Annotated in this window: 19 protein-coding genes and 1 other RNA gene; 6 read left to right on the top strand and 14 right to left on the bottom strand. The window is 39.9% G+C overall.

The window, feature by feature from the left end:
• Positions 1-6: 6 nt before the first annotated feature.
• The 10 genes from AC3IRX_RS05190 to AC3IRX_RS05145 all read right to left on the bottom strand — a co-directional run bounded on the left by AC3IRX_RS05190 (position 7) and on the right by AC3IRX_RS05145 (position 10,952).
• Positions 7-2,802: a COG1470 family protein gene (locus tag AC3IRX_RS05190; protein ID WP_489211404.1), complete on the bottom strand. Its 2,796-nt coding sequence runs from the start codon at positions 2,800-2,802 to the stop codon at positions 7-9.
• Positions 2,803-2,807: 5 nt separating this feature from the next.
• Entirely contained in the window at positions 2,808-3,845 is a 1,038-nt protein-coding gene (locus AC3IRX_RS05185; RefSeq protein ID WP_489211403.1) for a hypothetical protein, read from the bottom strand.
• A complete protein-coding gene (locus AC3IRX_RS05180; RefSeq protein WP_489211401.1) occupies positions 3,838-4,641 on the bottom strand; it encodes a fimbrial biogenesis chaperone in 804 nt (267 codons plus the stop codon). Before AC3IRX_RS05180 ends, AC3IRX_RS05185 begins: the two co-directional genes overlap by 8 nt.
• A gap of 69 nt (positions 4,642-4,710) precedes the next feature.
• Entirely contained in the window at positions 4,711-5,268 is a 558-nt protein-coding gene (locus AC3IRX_RS05175) for a hypothetical protein (RefSeq protein ID WP_489211400.1), read from the bottom strand.
• A gap of 290 nt (positions 5,269-5,558) precedes the next feature.
• Positions 5,559-6,434, bottom strand: coding sequence for a helix-turn-helix domain-containing protein (locus AC3IRX_RS05170; RefSeq protein ID WP_489211399.1), 876 nt, complete (start codon positions 6,432-6,434; stop codon positions 5,559-5,561).
• 136 nt (positions 6,435-6,570) lie between these two features.
• The gene (gene dinB, locus AC3IRX_RS05165) at positions 6,571-7,620 is read right to left on the bottom strand and encodes a DNA polymerase IV (protein ID WP_489211470.1); all 1,050 of its coding nucleotides are present in this window, start codon (positions 7,618-7,620) and stop codon (positions 6,571-6,573) included.
• A 163-nt stretch (positions 7,621-7,783) separates the two neighbouring features.
• Complete coding sequence (locus AC3IRX_RS05160; RefSeq protein ID WP_489211398.1) at positions 7,784-8,602, bottom strand: purine-nucleoside phosphorylase; 819 nt, start codon at positions 8,600-8,602, stop codon at positions 7,784-7,786.
• Positions 8,586-9,611, bottom strand: coding sequence for a tetraacyldisaccharide 4'-kinase (gene lpxK, locus AC3IRX_RS05155; protein WP_489211397.1), 1,026 nt, complete (start codon positions 9,609-9,611; stop codon positions 8,586-8,588). The genes AC3IRX_RS05160 and lpxK overlap by 17 nt, the downstream gene beginning before the upstream one ends.
• 101 nt (positions 9,612-9,712) lie before the next feature.
• Positions 9,713-10,270, bottom strand: a complete 558-nt coding sequence (locus AC3IRX_RS05150) for a hypothetical protein (RefSeq protein ID WP_489211396.1) — start codon at positions 10,268-10,270, stop codon at positions 9,713-9,715.
• A gap of 55 nt (positions 10,271-10,325) precedes the next feature.
• Complete coding sequence (locus AC3IRX_RS05145; RefSeq protein ID WP_489211395.1) at positions 10,326-10,952, bottom strand: SOS response-associated peptidase; 627 nt, start codon at positions 10,950-10,952, stop codon at positions 10,326-10,328.
• A 140-nt stretch (positions 10,953-11,092) separates the two neighbouring features.
• Between AC3IRX_RS05145 and AC3IRX_RS05140 the strand changes: the two genes are divergently transcribed.
• On the top strand, positions 11,093-12,364 hold the full coding sequence (locus AC3IRX_RS05140; protein WP_459112039.1) for a hemolysin family protein: 1,272 nt from the start codon (positions 11,093-11,095) through the stop codon (positions 12,362-12,364).
• Positions 12,365-12,393: 29 nt separating this feature from the next.
• On the opposite strand, the gene AC3IRX_RS05135 is transcribed toward AC3IRX_RS05140, so the two are convergent.
• Entirely contained in the window at positions 12,394-12,765 is a 372-nt protein-coding gene (locus AC3IRX_RS05135) for a DUF4143 domain-containing protein (protein WP_489211394.1), read from the bottom strand.
• 292 nt (positions 12,766-13,057) lie between these two features.
• Here AC3IRX_RS05135 and AC3IRX_RS05130 point away from each other — a divergent pair, with 292 nt between their 5' ends.
• The gene (locus tag AC3IRX_RS05130) at positions 13,058-13,258 is read left to right on the top strand and encodes a tyrosine-type recombinase/integrase (protein ID WP_489211469.1); all 201 of its coding nucleotides are present in this window, start codon (positions 13,058-13,060) and stop codon (positions 13,256-13,258) included.
• A gap of 130 nt (positions 13,259-13,388) precedes the next feature.
• Complete coding sequence (locus AC3IRX_RS05125) at positions 13,389-14,621, top strand: ATP-binding protein (protein ID WP_489211392.1); 1,233 nt, start codon at positions 13,389-13,391, stop codon at positions 14,619-14,621.
• A 610-nt stretch (positions 14,622-15,231) separates the two neighbouring features.
• Here AC3IRX_RS05125 and AC3IRX_RS05120 read toward each other — a convergent pair.
• Both AC3IRX_RS05120 and AC3IRX_RS05115 read right to left on the bottom strand, forming a co-directional pair.
• Entirely contained in the window at positions 15,232-17,802 is a 2,571-nt protein-coding gene (locus tag AC3IRX_RS05120) for a multicopper oxidase domain-containing protein (RefSeq protein ID WP_489211391.1), read from the bottom strand.
• Between the two features lie 10 nt (positions 17,803-17,812).
• Entirely contained in the window at positions 17,813-18,211 is a 399-nt protein-coding gene (locus AC3IRX_RS05115) for a hypothetical protein (RefSeq protein ID WP_489211390.1), read from the bottom strand.
• 1,063 nt (positions 18,212-19,274) lie between these two features.
• Between AC3IRX_RS05115 and AC3IRX_RS05110 the strand changes: the two genes are divergently transcribed.
• On the top strand, positions 19,275-19,463 hold the full coding sequence (locus AC3IRX_RS05110; RefSeq protein WP_489211389.1) for a helix-turn-helix transcriptional regulator: 189 nt from the start codon (positions 19,275-19,277) through the stop codon (positions 19,461-19,463).
• A 111-nt stretch (positions 19,464-19,574) separates the two neighbouring features.
• On the opposite strand, the gene ssrA is transcribed toward AC3IRX_RS05110, so the two are convergent.
• Positions 19,575-19,977: a transfer-messenger RNA gene (gene ssrA, locus AC3IRX_RS05105) on the bottom strand.
• Positions 19,978-20,238: 261 nt separating this feature from the next.
• On the opposite strand from ssrA, the gene AC3IRX_RS05100 reads away from it, so the two are divergent.
• Entirely contained in the window at positions 20,239-21,024 is a 786-nt protein-coding gene (locus AC3IRX_RS05100) for a carboxypeptidase regulatory-like domain-containing protein (RefSeq protein ID WP_489211387.1), read from the top strand.
• Positions 21,025-21,053: 29 nt separating this feature from the next.
• The gene (locus tag AC3IRX_RS05095) at positions 21,054-21,872 is read left to right on the top strand and encodes a peptidase associated/transthyretin-like domain-containing protein (RefSeq protein ID WP_489211386.1); all 819 of its coding nucleotides are present in this window, start codon (positions 21,054-21,056) and stop codon (positions 21,870-21,872) included.
• Positions 21,873-21,909: the final 37 nt, after the last annotated feature.

The following is a 21,909-nucleotide window of genomic DNA, read 5'->3' as shown; positions in this document are numbered from 1 at the left end:
AAAAGATTATTCTCCGAAACGTTTGATTTCCACTCGGCGCTCTTTGACCTTAAGGATTGTCGTGGGTAGGGTGGTGACTTCGTTTTCCTTGGCTGAGGTTGCTATAGGATTTTGATCAACATACACGTTCTCTTGCAAACTTTCTGCATCCACAGTCATGTGGTATTGACCCAGCGGTAAATATGCTCGGTATTCTCCATTTTCATTTGTATAAAAAGTGAATTCTTTACCATGCTCATTTTTGAATAAGACTTGAATTCCCGAGAGATTGGAACTTACTTCGTACTGGTTTTTATTGTAATTAGTATATTGCAGGGCTCCATAGATTTGACCTGTTTTTTCTAAGGGGATGGTTAGCTCTACAGAGCGACTATCAAGACTTGTCCTAATGACTTCCGCATACCAATCGCGTTCAAGTGATTTTACCGTGTAATCCCCATAAGGAACTTGTCTGTATTTGACTTTTCCGTCTTTTCCAGTAATAAAAATCGTTTTATTGATTTGAACTTGTTTTCCAACCGCAGGATAGTCTGTTTCTGGATCGAAGCTACCATCGTTATTGATGTCATGATAGACAAATACGGCAATCGTTCCATTTTTGTATTTCACGCCTGGCTCTCCAATGGTAGGAATTTTTTGTGTAATACCTACTTGAAAATAGGTGTTGTTGAAGTCGTAAACGCTTTCAATGAATTTTGTGTATCCGTAGTAAGCGAAAATGGAGGTCGATCTACCTACCTTAAATTCAGCATTTGTTGAAAGCGATACGCTAGTTCCAACAAATGAATCTTTATTCGCCATACCACTAAAATTAAGATTTAGTTTTTTACTGAAGAAGTCTTTTCTGTAACTAAGCAGCGCAGTGTATTTCTCCGTGTCGTTGGTGAGCTGCTGGTTTCGAGTTCCCTCATAAAGAAGGAAATTTCCTTTTTGAGCACTTACGTTGAAAAGAAGATTTTTGAAATAGTAGTTAAATTGAGTTTTGATTACAAACTGGGTCTCTGTATACCCTTTATACCTTGCAATTCCTTCAACTAGGGATATGTTAAAGCGGTGAAGATTGTTATTTGTCTGAAATCCTATCGTTTTGTTGAGTAGCGCTGACTGGAACTCCACAGGTGTACTCGATAAATAGTCGGCGAGGTAAATTCCTGCATTCTCACTCTGAAATTGAGGAGCAATCGTCATTGAAACATTCGATCCTAATCGGAATTGAGTTCCGATTTCCGCTTGATGTCGAGTCGTGGTTGTGGAAAAATGATAAAGTGGATTAATGTTTTTGGGCTCGTACCGATTGAAATTGTACTGGGCCCAAACGCTTGTATTTTTAAATCGTCTGCCGATTCTTTGATTGAAGGTAGTGCTACCTTTCCTAATGCCTGGATAATATCCAGTGCTAAAGTAGTTGTCAGAATTAAGAGTATACGCTTTCCACTGAGTTCTCAAATTAAAGCCAGCGGCCATGGAATTTTCCTGTTGATTGGACTCATCTGTAGATTTGGATTTCCCATACCCGAGAACGATGCCGTATTGCGTCTTTTCTGTATTGTAAAAGTACCTAGTATTGAATAAGATATTGTTTGAAAGGGGATCCTGATCGAAAACAAAATCATTTTCGATTCGGGTATTTTGGGTAAGAGCAGTGGTGGAGGTGGCAAACGCAGTGTACCCCCGAGGAGAATTTTTAAGGTCTAAAGGGTCGAATAAGTTGTAACTTTTTTCAACTGCTCCAATTTTAAACGTACTCTTCCTGTCTTCCTTTGGAATCAAATAAAATTCAGCTCCTCGTCCGGTTAAGCTAACATCAAGGTCCGTAGTACTTAGATTTCCGACTTTTAAACCCAGCCCTTGGCGTTCCAGTTTAAGGTAAGTGTTTTGAAAGAGGGTGGGAAGAGATTGATTATGGTAAAATGTACTGTTGAGATTAAATTCAGCTTGCAGATCTCCAGAATTCACCGTCGTATTTAGATCAAGCGATTGTGCCGCATCTAATTTATTAAAGGGGTTTCTAAGGCTCCAGCTTACTTGGTTGCCTCTTCCTACATTCGTAAGTAGGCGCTGTTGATTTGGGTCCACGTACCTACGGTTTCCAAGGGCATTTTGGACGAGTACGATCGCGTTCCCGATGAATTCATTTTGATCGTTCAGCATCGCGACATTGACGTTGAATAATTCCTGTTGCAATAGGTCGCGATCAATAATCTTAGAGAAGGTCACATTTTGATTTGAAAAGGGCTCGAGTTTAATGTTTTTTTCAATACTGATGGGGCTGCCAGATAGGGATGGGAATGAGGCGACTAGCTTTACTTGTTCACTTTGATTTCCCCCGTTGTGTACTTGAGTGTGGATTCGAAGAGAATCCCCAATTTGATAAATGATTTCCTGAGGATCGTTTGTCGATATTTTCAAAACTCTTTTAGGAGCAATCGTGAGCGTGGTAGAAGATTCGGCGAGGATGTTTTTGGATTGATCTCGCAGCTTGAAGGAAATGAAAGCTTTCCCTGCTGGTTGGCTCTTGGTGACTAAGAATTTAATAGGGATGAAGGTCTTTTCTTTAGCTCCAAGACTGATTGCACTGCTGTTCTTCAGGATCCTTAAATATTGATTCCCACTGGTCTCAAGCTGAAAATCGCCTTCTAAATCACTTTTATTTTCGATTTTAAGGATTAAAGTGACTAACTCCTCGTTTGTGACGCTAATGTTTTTGTCACTAGTCATCAAGAAATCGCCTGCCTGCCCTTTAAGCCCTAAATAGCCAAGCAGTGAAAGGAAAAGGATGGTATTTCTTAAGAAGGAAGTCAACTTGTTTATTGGGGGGTAATGCTGAAGAGAAGAGTTCCGCTATAGAGTTGATAAGGTTTATTAAAAAATCCGTAGTTATCAGCAGGTGGTTTAATAAAGTAGGTCAAATCATACCATTTGACGGCTGTGTGAGCTTGTGAGCTATGGAGTGTCTGGTTTGTAGTGGATAGCATGACGGAACCCGTAGTGGAACCGCTCTGGCTATCTTTCATAGTTAATTGAACACTATTGAAAGGAAGAGTGCTTGTCGTGCTTGAAAGCTCACTGCTAAGGGTTTTTACTTGCAGAAAATAGGGAGTTTTTGAAATAATCGAGAGCGCCTGGGGTTGCACCTGGGATACTCCATTCGCATAATCGTTGGGTGCCTTGAATTCAAGTAGGACATTCGAAGCATTTGGATTGAGCGAAACAACGTAGTTCTGTTCGATAGGTGGTGAGTCTGCTGGATGAATTCTCATATCAAAGGAAACCGAGGCCGGTTGACCATAGGGCATAATCTGTCCTTTTCGATTTCGCAGTTCGAAAACTAAATTAACTGTGTAATTGTCCCAGGATGAGTATTGCTCTAAGTAGGCTCCTCCTTCCATCTCCACGTCAAGGCCTAAGGTGACTTTAATATATCGGTTAACAACTTGCAGATTGAAGTTCGAATGAGGCACTATAGCCGTGCTTCCTGTACTAAATGGGATGAGTGAAGGATTAATACCAATATTGTTCATGTTGGCAAAAAGACCATCATCATTAGGTAGGTCTCTTTGAGTGACTGTACTTACCTGGAATTTAATTTTTTGTAAATCCGCTGCGCTTAGGGTTTTAGTTCCGTTCGTAATAGGGCCCACCACTCTAAAATGAAGAGACCACTCATTCATTTGGTACCCTTGTGAGGAATCCAAGTGAATAGGTACTTGAATTAAATTGGAGACTCTTGCGCCTTGGTAGCTGTCCACTGGAAACCAGCCTGTATTATGGGGTAGAATTTTAACCGCTTGTCCAAAGTGAAAGAGTGGAATTGATAATACAAAAAGTATCAATAATCTATTCATAAGTAAAGGAAAGTTCAGCCATTTTGATGACATCATTCTCGATGTGAGAGAATGTAGCTGTAGCCAAATACTTGCCCGGTTTTAAGTTTTCGGGTAGTTTAATGGTCACTTGTCTATGATCCTTAGGCATCGTATAGATAACCTGATCTGCGAGTGTTACGACGGATCCGTCTGTCTGCGAGACGAGTTCCGAGAGGATCGCCCCATCGGTCCAAGTGTTTCCGTCGTTTGTGAAGTTAAGTAGCAATTGCTTCTTCTCCTTTTCAAATTTAAAGTCGGTAAATGTGATATCCGGTTTAGCCGTATCCGATGTATACTGATGGTAAATTTTGACCCCAGTTCTAACAGCCACTTTTACTAATGCTCCTTTTTCATTAAACGAGTCCGAAGGATTGGTTTGCGTAATGAAAAGCATGGTCGTGTGAACTGGTTCGAAGGGTGCCGATGGGGTAGGCGCAGTTAATGTAATCTCAAGTTCTCTACTTTCGCCTGGAGCTAAAGTAAAGAAAGTTTGAGGCATTAGGGTTAGCCAACCCGATAAGGAAGTGGGTAGCGTGCCAGAATCTAGCATGACATTACTTCCGTGAAGGTCATAAGACCAATCGTTAAAGGATACTGTTAAATTCATGGTACCGGTTTTACTTGGGTTGCTCACCAGAATCTTTTTTGTTTGAGATTCTCCAGGAGCGGAAATGAAGTAAGTTCTCGGTGGCCCTACCGTAATACCAGTCTGTGCTTGTGTTATAAAGGGAACGAATAAAAACACAAGGCCTATAATGTAGAATAGTCGTCTCATAGGATTGCAAAAAGGCAATTTAAGGAATTATCCCTAAACTGCCTTATTATGTTTTTAGTCAATTAGCGATTATTGAGCTGCAATCGTATAAGTTACTGTAGTCGTATAAACGGTTGGGTTTTCTACGTTGAAATATTTATTTACGTATGCATCCAAGTCTCCTTTGGCAGCATAGTTCACATTGACATTTTTGTTTACCCCTCCAGTTGTACTAGAGAATAATTTTGCTGCAGTTTGAGAAAGAGATACAGCGGGTTCATATGTAACTCCTGCTGTTGCTAGAGCATTTGAAGTTCCAGCACTTGCGGTTACATAGATATCACTTGCATCAATGTCTGCAGTTACGCCTGTGGCAGTACTTTCTAATTTGTCGGTATCAGATTTTACAGTTACTGCAAAGGCTCCAGTTGAATAAACGGTAAGGTGATCCGCTTGCGTTGCGTCTACTCCATTTAAGTAGTCTGCTTCAGTAACGTAATCTAAATTTACATTTTGATTAGCGGCATTTACGATAATCGTTTGGATTGGATGAAGTCTAACGTTTACGGTTGCTTGTGCCGTTTGTGCATTCGCTGTAATCGATACTAGACCTAAAAGTGCTCCAAATAAAATTGCTGATTTTTTCATGTTTTTTTTCTTGTTTTTTATAATAAATTGTGTTAGATTTGAAAACTGAGTGGTGAATCCCTTTGTTTTCGAGTGCAAAGATACATCAGCGAATTCCTAAGAATATTATCAAAAAATACAAAAAAGTTATGCAAACGTTTTGCATAACTTTTTTGTATTTTTTGATAACTACGCGCTTGTAACATGCATAAACACGGAGTTTTAAGTCGTATTTTAAATTTTCACATGAACAAGCGTTCGTACTTTAATTGTGTTTTTGTCGTGATTGAATTGATAATCAAACCCATTTTCTATTGCGTTTTTTTGTCCTTGGTGAGCTTGGGTGACATGAAATTTAGAGCCGGTTGGTCGCTTGTGAGGGTCATTCTGAACTGTCCAGGCGTAAGACCTGTGTTCTTTTTGAAGAAATTGACAAAGTTTGACTCCTGAGAAAAGCCCACTTCTGCGCTAATTTGTTTAATCGGCATGTCTGAAGTAGTGAGTAAAGTCTTAGATCTTTCGGTGGCTTTGCCAATTAAATACTTTTTCGCCGTACAACCATAAGTCTCTTTAATGGCGTTGTCCAAGGTTCGTTTAGTGATATTGAGTTGTTCGGAATAATAGGTCGCATTGAGGTTTATGGTTTCCTCATGGGCTAGTATAAATAGGAACCGATCCGTAATCTCCTTTTCATAGGTTTGTTGAGAATGGATTTTCATTTCGCTATCGCTACTTAATAGGATACGAATAAGGATGAACTCTAAAAAGTTTAAGAGACTGTTTTTACGAATTAATTGGTTTGCGCCTGGGCGGCGAACCGGTAAGTAATAATGTTCTAAAATAAGTTCATATGGGAAGAAATCGTTTTTGACAAGAGTCCCATTCAAATCACTAAATAAATTTCCGTTCTTAATCTGATACAGAAGTTCTAGGCGCGTGATAAATAAGTCTTGGTCAAATCCGAACACAAAAGCGGTTCTGTATTTCTTTTCGAAATAGAAGTTGACATTAGGCGGCAGAAAGAAAAAGTTTTCGCTTGCTATTTTAATTTTGGAATCGCCAATGTACAAAGTGATTTCATCCTTTGCACTATAGATAATTGTGAATTTACTTGTGTCAAATTGAATTTTATCACGGTGGTAATTTCGCAAGTGGACGAGTGTCCAACTCTTTGGAGACTTAGTCATAAATTTAGGTTTTTTTTCAAGTGTGTTACTTGTCAAACAAGCACTGTAAGTTACTGTTAATTCTTGAATTAGACAATAATCTAGAATTGTTCTAAATATGAAGAGTAAAATGTTGTGAGAACTGATTGAAAGGGGGTTACGGGTATAAGTCGTACGGGATTTTAAGTTGAACGGAAGTCGATTTTTGCTCCCGATTTTCGAAGTTAGAAAGGCTTAAACCCAAAAGTCGAATGGGTTTGTCAAAAGGTCGCAATTGCCAGAGATGCAATGCGGTGGAAAGGATTTCTTCTGTATCTAGGTAGAAGTTTTGGGAAGTGCGGCTCCGTGTGAATTGGGAGAAGTCGTTGTATTTGATTTTAAGCGTCAGAGTTTTTCCTCGAAGTTCCCGTTTTGAGGTTCTTTCAAATAGTTTTTGGGCAATCGTTTGGAGTTCTTTCTTCAAACTGTCTTCTTCGGATAGGTAGGCATAAAATGTGTCCTCAACTCCAATGCTTTTCGTAATTCTATTTGGATTTACTTGAGCATGATGGATGCCTCGAGCTGCATTGTAAAAATACATTCCAGATTTTCCGAAATAGTGGGTGAGTTCTTGCAGAGTCTTGCTTTTTAAATCTCCACCCGTATAGATATGCAGTTCGTGCATTCGATTTGCAGTCACTTTTCCAATGCCATGGAATCGTTCAATGGGTAGGTTTTCAAGGAAAGCAAGAACCTTATCAGGATGAATGGTTTTCTGCCCATTAGGCTTATGGTAATCAGAGGCTACTTTCGCTAAAAATTTGTTGATAGAAATCCCGGCGGAAGCTGTGAGACCAGTTTTTTCTTGTATCTGAGCTCTTATTTCTCGTGCTATTTGGTTAGCGGAATCAATACCTTTTTTATTTTGTGTGACATCGAGGTACGCCTCGTCTAAAGAAAGGGGTTCTATAAGATCCGTGTATTCTTTGAAAATACTGCGAATTTGCATCGAAATTTCTTTGTAGCGCTCAAAGCGAGGGGGAACAAACAGAAGATCGTGGCATTTTTCTAAAGCTCGTTTGGAAGGCATGGCAGAATGAATACCAAATTTTCTGGCCTCATAGCTCGCGGCGACTACTACACCACGCTCTTTTGAGCCGACGCAAAGGGCTAGATTCCTAAGCTCTGGAAAATCGTGCTGCTCGACGGATGCATAAAAAGCATCCATGTCGATATGAATTATTTTTCTCGTTGCCTCAGGTTCCACAGATCAAATTTAAGAATTATATCCTCTTTATAAAAAGAAATAGAACTCTTAGGGACTGTGTTCTTACTCTAAGGGTCAAAAAAAGCACCTCGAAAGGTGCTTGTATTCTTGATTGTTGAAAAAGTTAGATCGCGTAGTCTTTTATTAATTTGCGAACTACTTTTATGACATTCGGCATGGCTGTATCTGCTGCAGCTAATACCTCCTCATGGGAAACGCTAAAAGCAATGTCAGGTCCGCCTACATCGGTGATAATTGAGATTCCAAAGACGTTCATTCCCATATGGCGAGCGACAATAACTTCAGGTACAGTACTCATTCCTACGGCATCGCCGCCTAAGAGTCGAACCATACCGTATTCGGCAGGAGTTTCAAAAGTAGGTCCTTGGAGACCTAAATAGATGCCCGTATGAACTTTAATGCCGAGCTCTTCTGCTGCCGCTTTCGCAGTGGAAAGCATATCTGAATTGTAAGCCTCACTCATGTCCACAAAGCGAGGTCCAAATTCTTCTAGATTGGCTCCACGAAGTGGATGCTCCGGCATAAAGTTAATGTGGTCCTTGATCAGCATGATATCGCCGACTCTGAAATCCGGGTTTACTCCACCCGAAGCATTCGATACCACCATGTTTTTAATTCCAAGGAGATGGAAAACACGCATGGGAAAGGTTACAGTTTTCATGTCATACCCTTCGTAATAATGAAAGCGTCCACTCATCATAAGGACTTTCTTCCCTTCAAGCAATCCGTAGATTAGTTGACCGTTATGTCCCACGACGGTCGTTTGTGGAAAGTTTGGAATTTCTGAATAGCTAATGGTTTTTATCACCTCGACTTCGTCTTTTAAGGCGCCTAGACCTGAGCCAAGGACGATTGCGTAATCAGGTGTGTCTTTAATTACCTCTTTAATAAAGGCTGCAGAGGATTTAATGAGATCTAACATAAGATAATACCGTTTGGTTGAACGTTTCTGGATCGTCAAGCGTTACATTGATAGGCCAGTAATAGACTAAGTCCCGAAGGTAATCAAAAGTTTTTAGTCTCACGTAATCTTTCTCCGTGGTCAAAAGAAGTTTGTATTCTCCGAGTTTGTTGTACTCAGCAAGGATGGTCTTTATATCCTGATCTGAGAAATTATGATGGTCTTTAAATCGAAGATGTTTTACTTTCTTCGTGTAATTCGAAAGATGGTCCACTAAGGGGGAAGGGTTTGCAATGCCGGTCACGAGTAAAATGTCGTAGTAGGCGAGATTGTTATCAGGAAGGATCTTATCCTTGCTGTAAACATGTTCGTCGTAAACGACGGAAGAGAAAAATACTTTTTGGTTTCCTTGGGGTTTGATTCGCGAGCGATAGTACTTCTTCTTTTCTTCAGATAAATTCACTGGGCATTTAGAAACCATAATAATGTCTGCTCGTTTCTTTCCTGATCGGCTTTCTCTTAGGTCTCCAGCAGGCAAAACGTAATCTTTAAAATAAGGATCGTTGTAGTCCGTCATTAAAATAGTGAATCCAGCTCGGATGGCTCGGTGCTGCATAGCATCGTCCAGCACTAGAGCCTGAAGATCCATGTCTGCAATGACTTTTTTCGCCCCAGGCACTCTTTGTTCACTCACCGCAATGACAAATCGGTTTTTAAACCGTTCAAATAATTGCATGGCTTCGTCCCCTACGGTTTTGTAAGAGCTTTCGTAATTGGTGATTCCGTATCCTTTGGTAACACGACCATAGCCTCGAGATAAAACACCCGTCTTGTAATGCTCGGAAAGAAGCTGCGCCAAGTACATAACCATTGGGGATTTTCCACTTCCGCCCACGGATAAATTTCCCACACAGATAATTGGGGTTCTAAAGCGTGTAGATTTAAGTAATCCTACATCGTATAGCGCATTTCGAACGCTCGTTATAAAAGCGTACAGAAGGGAAAAAGGGTAGAGGTACCAGCGTTTCATCGTTTGCAAAAATACGTGTTTTTACGCGTACAATAAAATGGATTTCAGATAAAGTAACCTAAACATGTACTTGAAATTGGAAGAGCGGAAAAGCAGATAGATTAAAAATCGTATCCGACTTTGAAACTTAAGTTTGCCATGGCACCGGAAGTGGAAGAAAAGCCAGAATTGAGTAAGAATCCATACCCCAGTCCCACTTTAAATTCATAGTTAAAATTCGTTCCGATTTCTCGACGGATTCCATAAGAAGGTATAATCCCAAAGGAAGAGATTACGTTCAAATCTTTTTCACTTGAAATCACAAACCAATCCGGAACGTATTTGAAATCAAGACTAATGTAGTTTCCTGAATTGCGACTTGTGCTTTTTCCTTGTTGAGCTCTACGCTCTAAATTATAGTAGTATTTTGGTTCTACACTTAACTCAGGCGCTAAAACGAAACCGGAACCGCTTAAATCTCCAAACCAAAAGGCAGCATTGAGATTGGCAGAGCTTCGAAGGGCAATTTCGCTTGCAAGTCTACTCTCATTGTAAACACTTAGTCCTAAAAATCCTGCTTGGACGCCTGTGATGGATTTCTCTACACTGGTAGAAGAAGGGGTAGTTTGGGCCCAGGCAAAGCTGGTGCATAAGAGGGCGCCTAGAAGGAGTTTATTCATCGGAGGTTATTTGTTTCGTGTGATTTTTAAAGTCCGGAAAGATAAAAAATAATTTCTAGTGAAATTCAATTTTTTCTGCCTCTAATAGGGGGTCGTAAGTAGGATAAGCAAATTCTTGGGGCTGCTCTTCACTAAGCCAACGCTCTGCAGCCTCAAAATCAAGGACTAAGGGCATGCGCTTTTTTGTATTGTGAATTTGAGCCATTAGAGGGTTAGCCCCAGTGGTCACAATAGAAAAGGTAGTGGTCGTTTCTTGCGTATGGGGATCTTTCCAATCGCTATAAAGTGCTCCCAAAGCAAAGAGAGGAGCATTTTCTAATTGGATGGAATAGGGCTGCTTTTGTTTTCCACTTGAATCTAGCCACTGCCATTCAAAGAAGGAATTCACAAGGACGAGTGCCCTTTTGTTCACGGAGTCTCGGTAACTCCGAACCGTCTCCAGGGTTTCAATTCTAGCGTTTAGTGTGCGTTTTTGAAAGTCTCGGTTTTTGCCCCACTCGGGAATGAGTCCCCACTGGGCGGCGGTTATCACCTTCGGATCTTTGTCTGAAATAATGGGAAGCATAGGGTTTGCAAAGCCATTAATGCGGTAGCCCAAATGATAGGGTAGACCTTGGTAGCTTGCTTCGAAATATTCTTCTAATTCCTGGCTCGTGGAGAGTAAGGATACATAATTGCACATGAGAGTATGAGTTGAAAGTAAAGATAAGAATTTTTACCCGTTTGTTTTGTGTTTTATTTATGAAAATTTCATCCGCGCAAAAGCTGCCGTTTCCTTATCTTTGAAGCATTAAGCTGTTAAAAGCGGCCTTGAATTACTCTATGGAATTACTTATAATTGTCTTATTAATCCTTTTAAACGGAGTGTTTGCCATGTCAGAGATGGCCCTTGTTTCGTCAAGGACGTTCAAATTAGAATCCCAAGCGAAGAGAGGGAATATTGGAGCAAAGAAAGCGCTTGAACTTTCCCAGCATCCTACTAGGTTTCTCTCAACGGTCCAAATCGGGATTACCCTGATTGGAATTTTATTGGGGATTTACAGTGGGGATAAATTGACAGGCCAAGTTCAGGCTCTTTTGAATCAAGTGGATTTTTTGGCGCCTTACTCGCAACCCCTCTCTACGGTTCTTATTTTGATTGCCATTACATACCTCTCCATTGTGTTAGGTGAACTTTTTCCAAAACGAATTGGAATGCATTTTCCCGAGAAAATCATTTCCGTGTTAGCGACTCCGATGGATATTCTTTCAAAAGTAACGCGTCCCTTTGTCTGGCTATTAACCACCTCTAACAATGCACTTGCTAAACTTGTAGGGATTGATCAGACGACAGAAGAGAACGTGAGTGAAGAAGAGCTTAAAGCATTAGTGAAAGAAAGTGCAGAAAGTGGAGAAATTGATGAGATTGAACGCCATATTGTAGAGCGAGTGTTTGAACTTGGAGACCGAAAAGTGGTTTCGTTAATTACCCATAGAACTTCCCTTGTCTTTTTTGAAGTAGAGGACACTTGGGAAACTATTTTTGAAAAGATAAAAGACCAACAGCATGCAGCGTATCCCGTTGTGAGTGATACCAATCCTGATGAAATCTTAGGACTGGTCCATGTAAAAGAATTGATCACGCATATCGGTGAAGATTTGGATTTGCAGGCTCTACTGAGACAGCCTCTTTATTTTAGTGAAAACACTTCAAGTTATAAAGTGCTAGAAGCGTTTAAAACCCATCGCAATTACCACGCAATCATAATTGATGAGTTTGGAACGGCGAAAGGACTCGTCACACTCAATGATATCGTAGATGAATTGATCGGCGAAACGCAAGAAACAGAGGACGGAGATAGTTCGATCGAAGAAACCTCCCCAGGTGTTTGGCAAATCAGTGGGCAGTATCCACTCGCAGACTTCTCAAAAGCGTTTGATCTGGATTTTGATCCTGAAATCTATAAAAATTACACGACGGTGGCAGGGCTGTTTTATCATTATTTCGATGGAGTTCCAGAGGAGAAAGATTCGGTTGAAATTGAAGGGTATCGTTTTGAAGTATTAGAAAAGGATCACCAACGTCTCGTGCAGTTTGTAGTAAGCGAATCGTAACACGGTATAGTTCCATCTCGAATTTGTCCTTAGTTTTTGGCTTCGAGATAGGAAGCAAGAGCACTGATTGCATACAAAGGGAAATTGGTTAAATTGCTTTCCTCTCTAAAGTCTGACATGGACGTACGTATCGCGACGGGTGACTGATTCTTTTGTACAAATGCTTTTAAGCTTTTTGATTGAAGGTTTTCGGCTGCTTTGACTTCAATAGGAATGATTTCATTTTCAAATTGAATAATGAAATCAATTTCTGAATTTGAGTTATCTGAAGACCAATAAAAGATCGCGATTTCAGATTCGCTTATTATCTGTTGTAATACAAACTGTTCACTAAGAGCTCCTTTAAACTCTGTGAATATTAGGTTGCCTTCCAAGATTGTTTTTACGTTTAAATTGGCCATGGCGCCCATTACCCCACATCAAGGAGATATAGCTTAAATGCGCACGTATCCTCGTAGGCCTTAAGAGGGAGACCTGGCTTTGAAACTCGATTGATTTTAAATTGCCGCTCTTTGTTTGTGTGCTTTTCTGAGCTTTTTCTGTTCATATTGCGTTTGCCTTTTGTTATTAAATGGTTTGGGACACTAGTGATTCCCGGTATTAGAAAACCTGGAGAGAATATTTGCAGTTGAACAATTCAGAAGTTTAAAGCTTCGGGGTAAAATCCGTTTGGGTGATGTAGATCTGGACAGAATGGGAGAAGAAATCAAATTGCCTTACATACTGCATTTTCATTTGAGCCGACACACTTTTGCTACCAATACGTTAAACAATGGCATGCGTATCGAATATGTTTCAAAATTACTTGACCATTCCTCCATCCGACAAACTCAGGTACATGCCAAGATTGTAAGTGAGGAATTGGATAATTCAGTACATAAATATGTGAATTGATTATTAAAACTTGCTTTTTGTGTTAGGTTTAATAACTATGCCTTCAACCTTATTCATTCCCTTAAAGATTAAAATCATTAAAACTTGTAAATATTTCAAGTTTTAATGATTTATTGAATATCTTTGCTCAATGAGAGATTATACAAACCGCAAAGAATACCTATCTAAATTATTAGCTTACAAAGATAAAGACCTTGTCAAAGTGGTAAGCGGATTACGTAGAAGCGGTAAAAGTACCTTATTTGAACTTTATCGTCAAACTTTGTTGCAGATGGGGGTACCTGCAAATCAAATTGTATTTTTAAATTTTGAAGACTTTGAACTGCGTAAATTTCTGAACGATTTAGATGCTTTGTATGCATATATTATTGGAGCTTTAGATTTATCAAAACCGAGTTATATTTTTTTAGACGAAATTCAAAACGTCCACGAGTTTGAACGTCTAGTAGATGGATTGTTTGTAAAACCAAATATGGACGTTTACATCACAGGATCAAATGCTTTTCTATTGTCGGGCGAACTGGCAACTTTATTGAGTGGACGATACATAGAAATTTCTATTTTACCCTTTTCGTTCAAAGAATATTTATCCGCTCGAAATATTGATACTTCTAATAAGTATCTCAATTACGAAGCTTTGTTTTTTGATTACATCAACGAAACTTCTTTGCCCAAAGGAGTTGAGCTGCGTGATGCCGGTTACGATATAATTTACGAGTATCTGGAAGCTATTTACACGACCATTGTTGAAAAAGATATTACACAACGTCATCAGGTTAATGACAAACGGGCTTTCGGGAACATTGTTAAATTCGTAGCTTGCAATATTGGAAATCCGCTTTCACCTGGTAATATTGCTAAAACTCTAAAGCAGGATGGACAAAGCACACACAACACAACCGTGGAAAAGTACCTGGAGTATTTAACGGCAAGTTTTGTATTCTACAAAGTAAATCGTTTTGACCTGAAAGGGAAAAGACAATTGGCTACACAGGAAAAATATTATTTGGTCGATGCCGGCTTGCTAAACGTTCTCACCGGTAAGGAACGTACTACCGACAGAGGTCATATTTTAGAGAACATTGTTTATCTGGAGTTGTTACGCAGAGGTAATAAAATTTGGACAGGTACTGCCCGAAATGCTGAGGTAGATTTTGTGTGCAAAACTCCGTCAGGCGAAATAGAATATTATCAAGTAGCTTGGGAAATGTCCAATGAAAAAACCATAGAGCGTGAATTCCGCTCCTTGGAAATAATTAATGACAACTACCCGAAGTATTTACTAACCACAGACTCGTTTACACAAGACCGCAACGGAGTAAAACACCTAAATGTTTTTAATTGGTTACTTGAACTGTTATAAATCTATCCAATAAACACAGGTGTTTGCTAAAACATTGATTGAGGAATTGTATAAGAAGATGAATAAATACTTCAATTAAGGTTTTGTAATTTTGAATTTTCGGATCATTTAGGATCACTTCTGTCCGATTAAAATCCAAAATAGTTCTTTGAAATATAGTTAGTTACCGAGGTAGGGTCCTACTTTGTGATTAGGGGAAAGAAGAACTTGCTGTATGAAACCATCAAGTGGAAACGCAGGTTGCCCGAGAATGTGTTCTGAGATCTGACGATCGAATTGACAGGTTTTTACCCCAAACAGTACTATCCTGGACCGCATCGCTTGGTCAGATAAAGGGATGAAGTACAAGAGAGAAAATTTGCTTTTTTGACCAATGCCATTCATATTTCGGCACTACAGGTGGCGGAATTTTATAAGAACCGCTGATAATTCATAATCCGATATGCAGATATACACTTTTACCCCATGACTTTCTGTAATTGGATACACTTTTACCCTATGACTTTGTGTTTGAGTTTTTTTTGGCGAGTAGATTATTGAATTTGAAAATGGAAAAATAGGGCCGTGAAATTGAAATCACGGCCCTAAATAAAATTAAGTGGACAGTCCTTTAGTAAGTTAGGGTGAGTCCTGCTCCCCAATGAAGGTGAGAATCATAATTCGTGGAAATTCCAATGTGCCTAGTGACAATGTATTTGAGACCCGCTCTATATTCTTTGTCTGTATTCACCATGAAGTTTGCACGAAGTCGTGGACTAAGAGGGATGTCTTCTCTGCTTAACTGGACTCGAAACATTCCATCGCTGAATACTTCAGTTTGCAATTGGAGCAAAAGAGGAAGTGTGTAAACAAATCCGGCACTCACAGTGGAGGTTTTCGCCTCAGATAGTTTCTGTCCAAATAGGGTTTTCTTTCCAGGACTCACTGAGTGGTTTCTCTTATGGTAATTGTACGCAATAAAGGGCATGAACCATTGGTTGTTGTCCACATAGCGTCCCAATTTGGTTTCGACTTCTTGTCCGTCTTTAGCTTCGTACCCTAGTTTCCATTCTGAAGAAAGTTCCCAACGGGTATTGGAAAGCATAGCCGATCCATTAATTCCATTGGTTGCAAAATCGTTTTCAGCCGTTAAGTGCGTCATGTTGCTCTCTGCTTGCAGAACTTTGTAGGCACTTTCCCGATCGGGCAAGTTTGGATTTTCATAGTCTCCGACTTGGAAAATCTGATTCATCCCCGCCATCATATGGTAAAGGATATGGCAGTGGAAAAACCAATCGCCCTCCTCTTTAGCTTCAAACTCGATTACATTCGTTTCCATTGGCATAATGTCAAGGACATTCTTTAATGGAGATTGAATGCCCTGGTTGTTTAGAACCCGGAAATCAAATCCATGCAAGTGCATGGGGTGACGCATCATGGAATTGTTAACAAGTGTAATGCGTAAGATCTCTCCTTTTTTTACGAGAATTTTATCTAGTTCGGACAGCACTTTATGATCCATGGACCACACGTATCGGTTCATGTTTCCTGTAAGAGTGAATTTTAATTCACGCACTGGACTTGAACTAGGTAAGGAGGTATCGTAGGGAGATTTCATCATTCCATAGTTTAGAGTCTTAATGTCGCTTGTAGATTGGGCATGGCTTTCATGGCCTGCATGTTCTCCATGCTCCGCATGCTCTGGATTTACTTTTGGTTCTGCAGGCATTGCATGATTTGAATGCGCAGAAGAATCCATGTGCTCACCGTGAGTAGAATGCATGGTATGCTCTTTTTGATGCTTTCCTTTTTGAAGACCTGTGATTTCAGGATACATCACTTCGTTCATGTCCATGGTCTGATAACTCATCTTCATTCCCATATCCTTCATCTCACCGTTTAGTTTCATCATGTCATTCATCATTTTCATCCCTTCAAAATACTTGAGTTTCTCTAGCGGTGGATGGTTCTTTTTAGTTCCTTGTCCTAAAAAGATTGAAGTGGAATTAGAACGGTCTTCCGGGGTGACTAACAGTTCGTAGGAATGTTTATCCTCGGGAATTTCTACCACAATGTCAACGGTCTCAGAGACGGCAAGTAAAAGTCGGTCTACTTCAATGGGAACAATGTCAAGTCCATCGCTAGCCACAACTTTGATTTTTCCACCTGCATAATTGATCCAGAAATAGGACGAAGCTCCTGCATTGGCGATACGTAATCGTACTTTATCTCCTTTTTTGTAGTTAGGAAGTGTACTTTGGTTTTGTCCATTGATTAGAAAGGTCTCGTAGTATACATCGCTCACGTCCATCGCATGCATTCGTTTCCACTCATTGGTGAGCTTCGTTTTAAAATGACCTGCTTGGATCGCTTCAAGATAGCTCTGAGAAGATCCTTTTTTAAGGGCAAACCAGTCATTACCATGGTGCAACATTCGCTGAATTTGATGAGGCTTTAAATTAGACCATTCGCTTAAAATCAGATTTTCGACTGGAAGATCGTCAATCCCACTACGAAAGGTAGGATCGTTTTCACGTTTCTTTAAAACCATCATCCCGTACATCCCAATTTGTTCCTGAAAACCACTGTGTGAATGGTACCAGTGGGTACCGTTTTGAATGATAGGGAAACGATACGTGTAAGTAGAATGGGGTGGAATCGGCTTTTGTGTGAGCCACGGAACTCCATCTTCTTTGTTTTCTAAATGCAGACCGTGCCAGTGAAGGGAGGTAGATTTGTCCATCAAATTATGCACAATAATTTCTGCTGTGTCACCTTCGTAGAATTCTAACGTTGGCATCGGAATTTGGCCGTTCACTGCGATTGCCATCTTCTGCTTTCCTGCAAAGTTGACAAGCGTATCTTTGACATACAAATGATAAGTTACGGTACGACCTTCAATCTTTCCAAGAGTAGGCTTAGGTTCTACCTTTTTCATGCTAGAATGGTCGGCATGCTGTGCATGCTCACCATGAGCTCCCATCTCGGGTTTGCTCCCTTCCTTCTTCTCGACAAGCTTCATTCCGCAAATTGGGCAGTTGCCCTCTTTGCTCGAAACGATCTCGGGATGCATTGGGCAGGTGTATTCTAGCGCTTTTTTACTCTCGCTGTGCACGTGCTTATGCGCTTTGGTTGCTGTGTCTTGAGCGCTTGCCAAGGCAAAGCTCCCAAATAGAAACAGCAAGGATATTATTGATTTCATGAGTCTATTCTTAATTTAGATTTTGGAAGTAAGTCTTGTAGTTTTCTTCGTTTTCAAAATAAAGTACATTGTCATAAGAGTCGGCGATTGCAATCACAGCTTCTGATTTGTCTACTTCATTCCCAGAAACAGGATCAAGTGCTACTCTTGCATTTTCTTGCTGTGGAATTTTTGTTTTGCAATCTTCGCAGCATCCGTAGTAGGTTTTTCCTTCAAAATCCACTTCAAGTTGTTTTTTACCCATGTAAGCGTTGTTCACCATGCAGACATAATCGTTTGGTACAATTTCTCCTGTCGTTGGAGTGGCAGAGGCAGTGAAAGTAGTTCCCACTTCTGCAGTTTTGGATTCGTTGCAAGAATAAAGGGTAAGGGATGCTAGGGCAATAAAAGAATATAAGATTGTTTTCATTTTATAAATAGAATTAGGGGATGACTCATTTGTTTAGGAGCCAATCGTTTATAGTTAAAAAAGTTTGAATTCTAAGTAGGCCTATAAATAGACTTGGTATTGAATTTCACAAGTGGCGTAAGCAATTCTTAGTTGGAATATAAGAATTGTAAAGCCTATTTACCGAAAAAAAGGTAGAGGCAAAATTGCGCGTGAAATTCTTAGAGAAAAAGTTTGGGCGGTTGCCATATGGACTTAAGTCCTTCTAAATACGTAGGATTTAGATAATAGAATTGAGATTTTTTAGAAGAGGAATCGACAAGAGCAGTCTTAGAACCAAGTGCTGATTTTGAAATTACAGCACCATGCAAAAGCAAAGTTCCACAGACGGCAGCATTGCAATGATTCGTACAGCCACTAGAATTGCAATCATGTGATTTTGTGTTGCAGTCTCCACAATTTTCCATTCCATGAGAGTGCTTTGTAGTTGTGTCCTTATTGGGAAGACCATTACCAGACATCGAACAAGTATTCGCAGTAGGTGCTTGCATTTCCAAGTTGGCCCATGCCCACTGAGGCACGAGGAAAAGTCCAAGTGCAATAAAGCAAAACCATATGGAGATTCTTGAATTCAATGGGTTGTTCTAACGAACTACAAATGTACTATTTTCTAATCTATTGTACTAATTCCACCCTGGTGTGTGATTTTGGATTCTGTGTCTTGAACGGTTCTTTTAAAGAAGAAGACCATGAACTTTTGCATAAGTCTTTTCCAAAATCTTTAAATAAGCGTATCCGCCCTACGAACTAATAAACCGAATTGGGTGGCACAATTTGATCCGTAATGTCCACAAAGGGCAGCTGTGATAGACTCCTTATTTTTCACCTGCAAAAAAAACACACGTGCTTTTGCCTAAATAAGAAATGACAATATACAAAGCAATATCAAGATTTAAGTAAGCACACAATGAGTGAAATTTGATGCGTAATTGCATTTTTTTCTAGTTATGCGTTATATTTCGTACATTAGATATAAATCCACAATGAATGAAATAGGATTCATTATGGGTTAAAAAGATAATTTATGAGTAATATTTCAGACATTAGTTTGTTTTCGGATAAGGCAATTTTAAATACAATAGGTTTGTTTGTTCAACAAAGCCGTATTAAGCATAATCTAAATCAACAAGAATTAGCCGATAAGGCAGCGGTTAATAGATCCACGGTGAGTTTGTTGGAACGTGGTGAAAATATCTCTTTAATTACTTACTAAAAATGTTGCGAATTTTGGATGATAACGGCATATTTATTATCAAGCTATAGTCCCACAATCGTTCAAGATAAAAAAATAACTGCCTGAAAAATCAGACAGTTAGAATCTAAAATGTGGAGCTGGAGAGATTCGAACTCTCGTCCAAACAAGTAGTACATAAGATTTCTACATGCTTATTCTACCATTAATTTTCGATTAAACGCAGAGGGCAAACACCCAACGCTTAACTTATCTTCTAAAATTTTTGTTCTCGAGCCGAAGATTCACGAGACTTAGTTCTGCATTTCCTATGCCCCAGAATCAGACGCCGCAAAACGGAGGCTTCTGTGGGACATCTTGTTTCCTTACTATACTTCGGGAAAAGCGCTAAATCCTACTGTGATTCGGATTAAGCAGCAAGAGCAAACTCTTGGTCGCCAGTTAAAAGTTTTCAGCAAGGGATTAAAGAGATCGCGCTGAGGTTCTCTGCATGCTTACTTACCCACTAGGCTTGCTGTCGATACCGGTCAGCCCCTTAATTGTAGTAAGTCTGCAAAGGTAATGAAAATTTCGTTCCAATATTTGATTTGTGCAATAGTGTTCGTTCGATTTGCGGAGAACCTATTTGAGATATAATGCCATTTGCAATGATTTTTTGAATAATTTTTAACGAAAACAAGATTGTCAAAGTGTTAAGTTGTCTTAAAACGCGTTAACTACGGTTAAACTTGGGCATGAGCTATCGATTATTTAGTTCATTATAGAGGAATAGGAAGTATTTTTACGACCTGAATATATGAACCCACTAACGCGTCATTTTGTCATACTGTTTACTTTGGGTACTTTGAGCGTGCTCTACGCTCAAAGCGCAAAAGGCTTTGTTAGCACGGAAGGTGTGAAGCTTCCTGGAGTTCTCGTAATGAATATGAAAACCCAAGCGAAAGTCCTTACGGATTCAGAAGGTGCTTATGAAATTCCTGCAAGTGTGGGAGAGGAGCTAAGATTTGTTAAGCGTGGGTATGAACGAAGTGCTCTCGTGGTTACAGGACAAGATACTCCTTACTTTACCTTCCTTAGCAAGGTGGCAACTTTAATTGAAGAGGTGCAAGTACCGAGTGTACGTTTAAGTGGAGACCTTGCAAAGGATTCCAGGCTTCTTGCAAAAAGAAGTGCAGCCGATCAAGTGCAAGCAGCCGTAGGTCTTCCTCAGGCCCCAGAAAAGCCGCGTGAGAAAGCTTACACCTCTGCAGCAGAAACGCTTTTACCCATGCTTTTGGGTAACCTAAACGTGCATGCGCTGTATGAAGTGATAAGTGGGGATGGACGTAGAAAGAAGAGTCTTTATGAATTTGAAGACCGACAAGGGGAAATCAATTGGGTAAAGCAGCGCTTGCCTGAGTCCTATTTTCTAGAGAATGGCATTCCTTCAAATAGGATTGGAGAATTTTTAGGGTTTGCCTTTTCTTCCAATCCAAAAGTGAGAACCTATGCACGTGCTAGAAACCTCTCGGGGGTGACAGCCGAGTTAGAAACACCTATCCAGGTTTATGTGAGTAGACTTAAAGATTCGAATCAGCCTTAATTTGATTCCACTAAAAAAAACAATTTCCTATGAGAACACCTTTTCTTTTCCTATTTCTTTTTCTGAGCGCTTATGTGAGCGCGCAACAGGTTTTAATTGGCCGCGTGAGTGTAGAAGGAGATCGAAGTGTAGCGGGCGTAAGTGTGTACAATGTCGCGACAGAGAATTTAACGCAATCGGACAACGATGGGCATTTTCTTATCTATGGAAGTGTAGGAGATGAAATCCGTTTTATTAAGCCGGGTTTTCAAAGAGTTAGTTACTATGTGAAAGCAGAAAGTTTTACTTCCTCCATTTCAATCGATTTAGTTCTCTTAGAACATGAAATTGAAGAAGTAGTGATCGGATTTCGTCCTTCTGGAATCCTAAGCAAAGACTCGAGAGCCTTAGATCGACCGCTGCGAGAAAGAAAATTGAACGATGAGATGGCTGCTTATATGATGAAACCTCCTGCAGAAGGGGCGTATCCAAGTAATAAAATGCCTTCTTCGATGGCAATGGGACCCGACTTTTCCCAAGGTCAAATGGATTTATTGAAATTAGCTTCCGGGTTAGGAGAACTATTTAATAAGGCTACAAATCCAACTCCTCCAGCAAACTACGCACAAAGAGAAGCTTTCTATAAGCGCGTGAAAGAAGCGACCGATTTAGAGTATTACAAATCCCGTGGACTTGACGAATATGATTTTGATATCTACTTAGCCTATGCAGATGAAAGACTGGATCTAGCTAAGAAATTCAGACTTCGATTCGACATGAAAGCCATTGAGCTAGAGTTAAAAGGTCTTCTAACTAACTATTTGGACACCCGAGTAACGGTTCAAAAAGAGAAGGAGCTTCCTTTGTAACAACCTACCTTTGATTCAATAGTTTTCAAAGCGGAAC

This window comes from Epilithonimonas sp. KH_059, from assembly GCF_057838485.1.
Note: the sequence above shows the minus strand (reverse complement) of the source record. Positions and strands in the feature narration are given on the sequence as shown.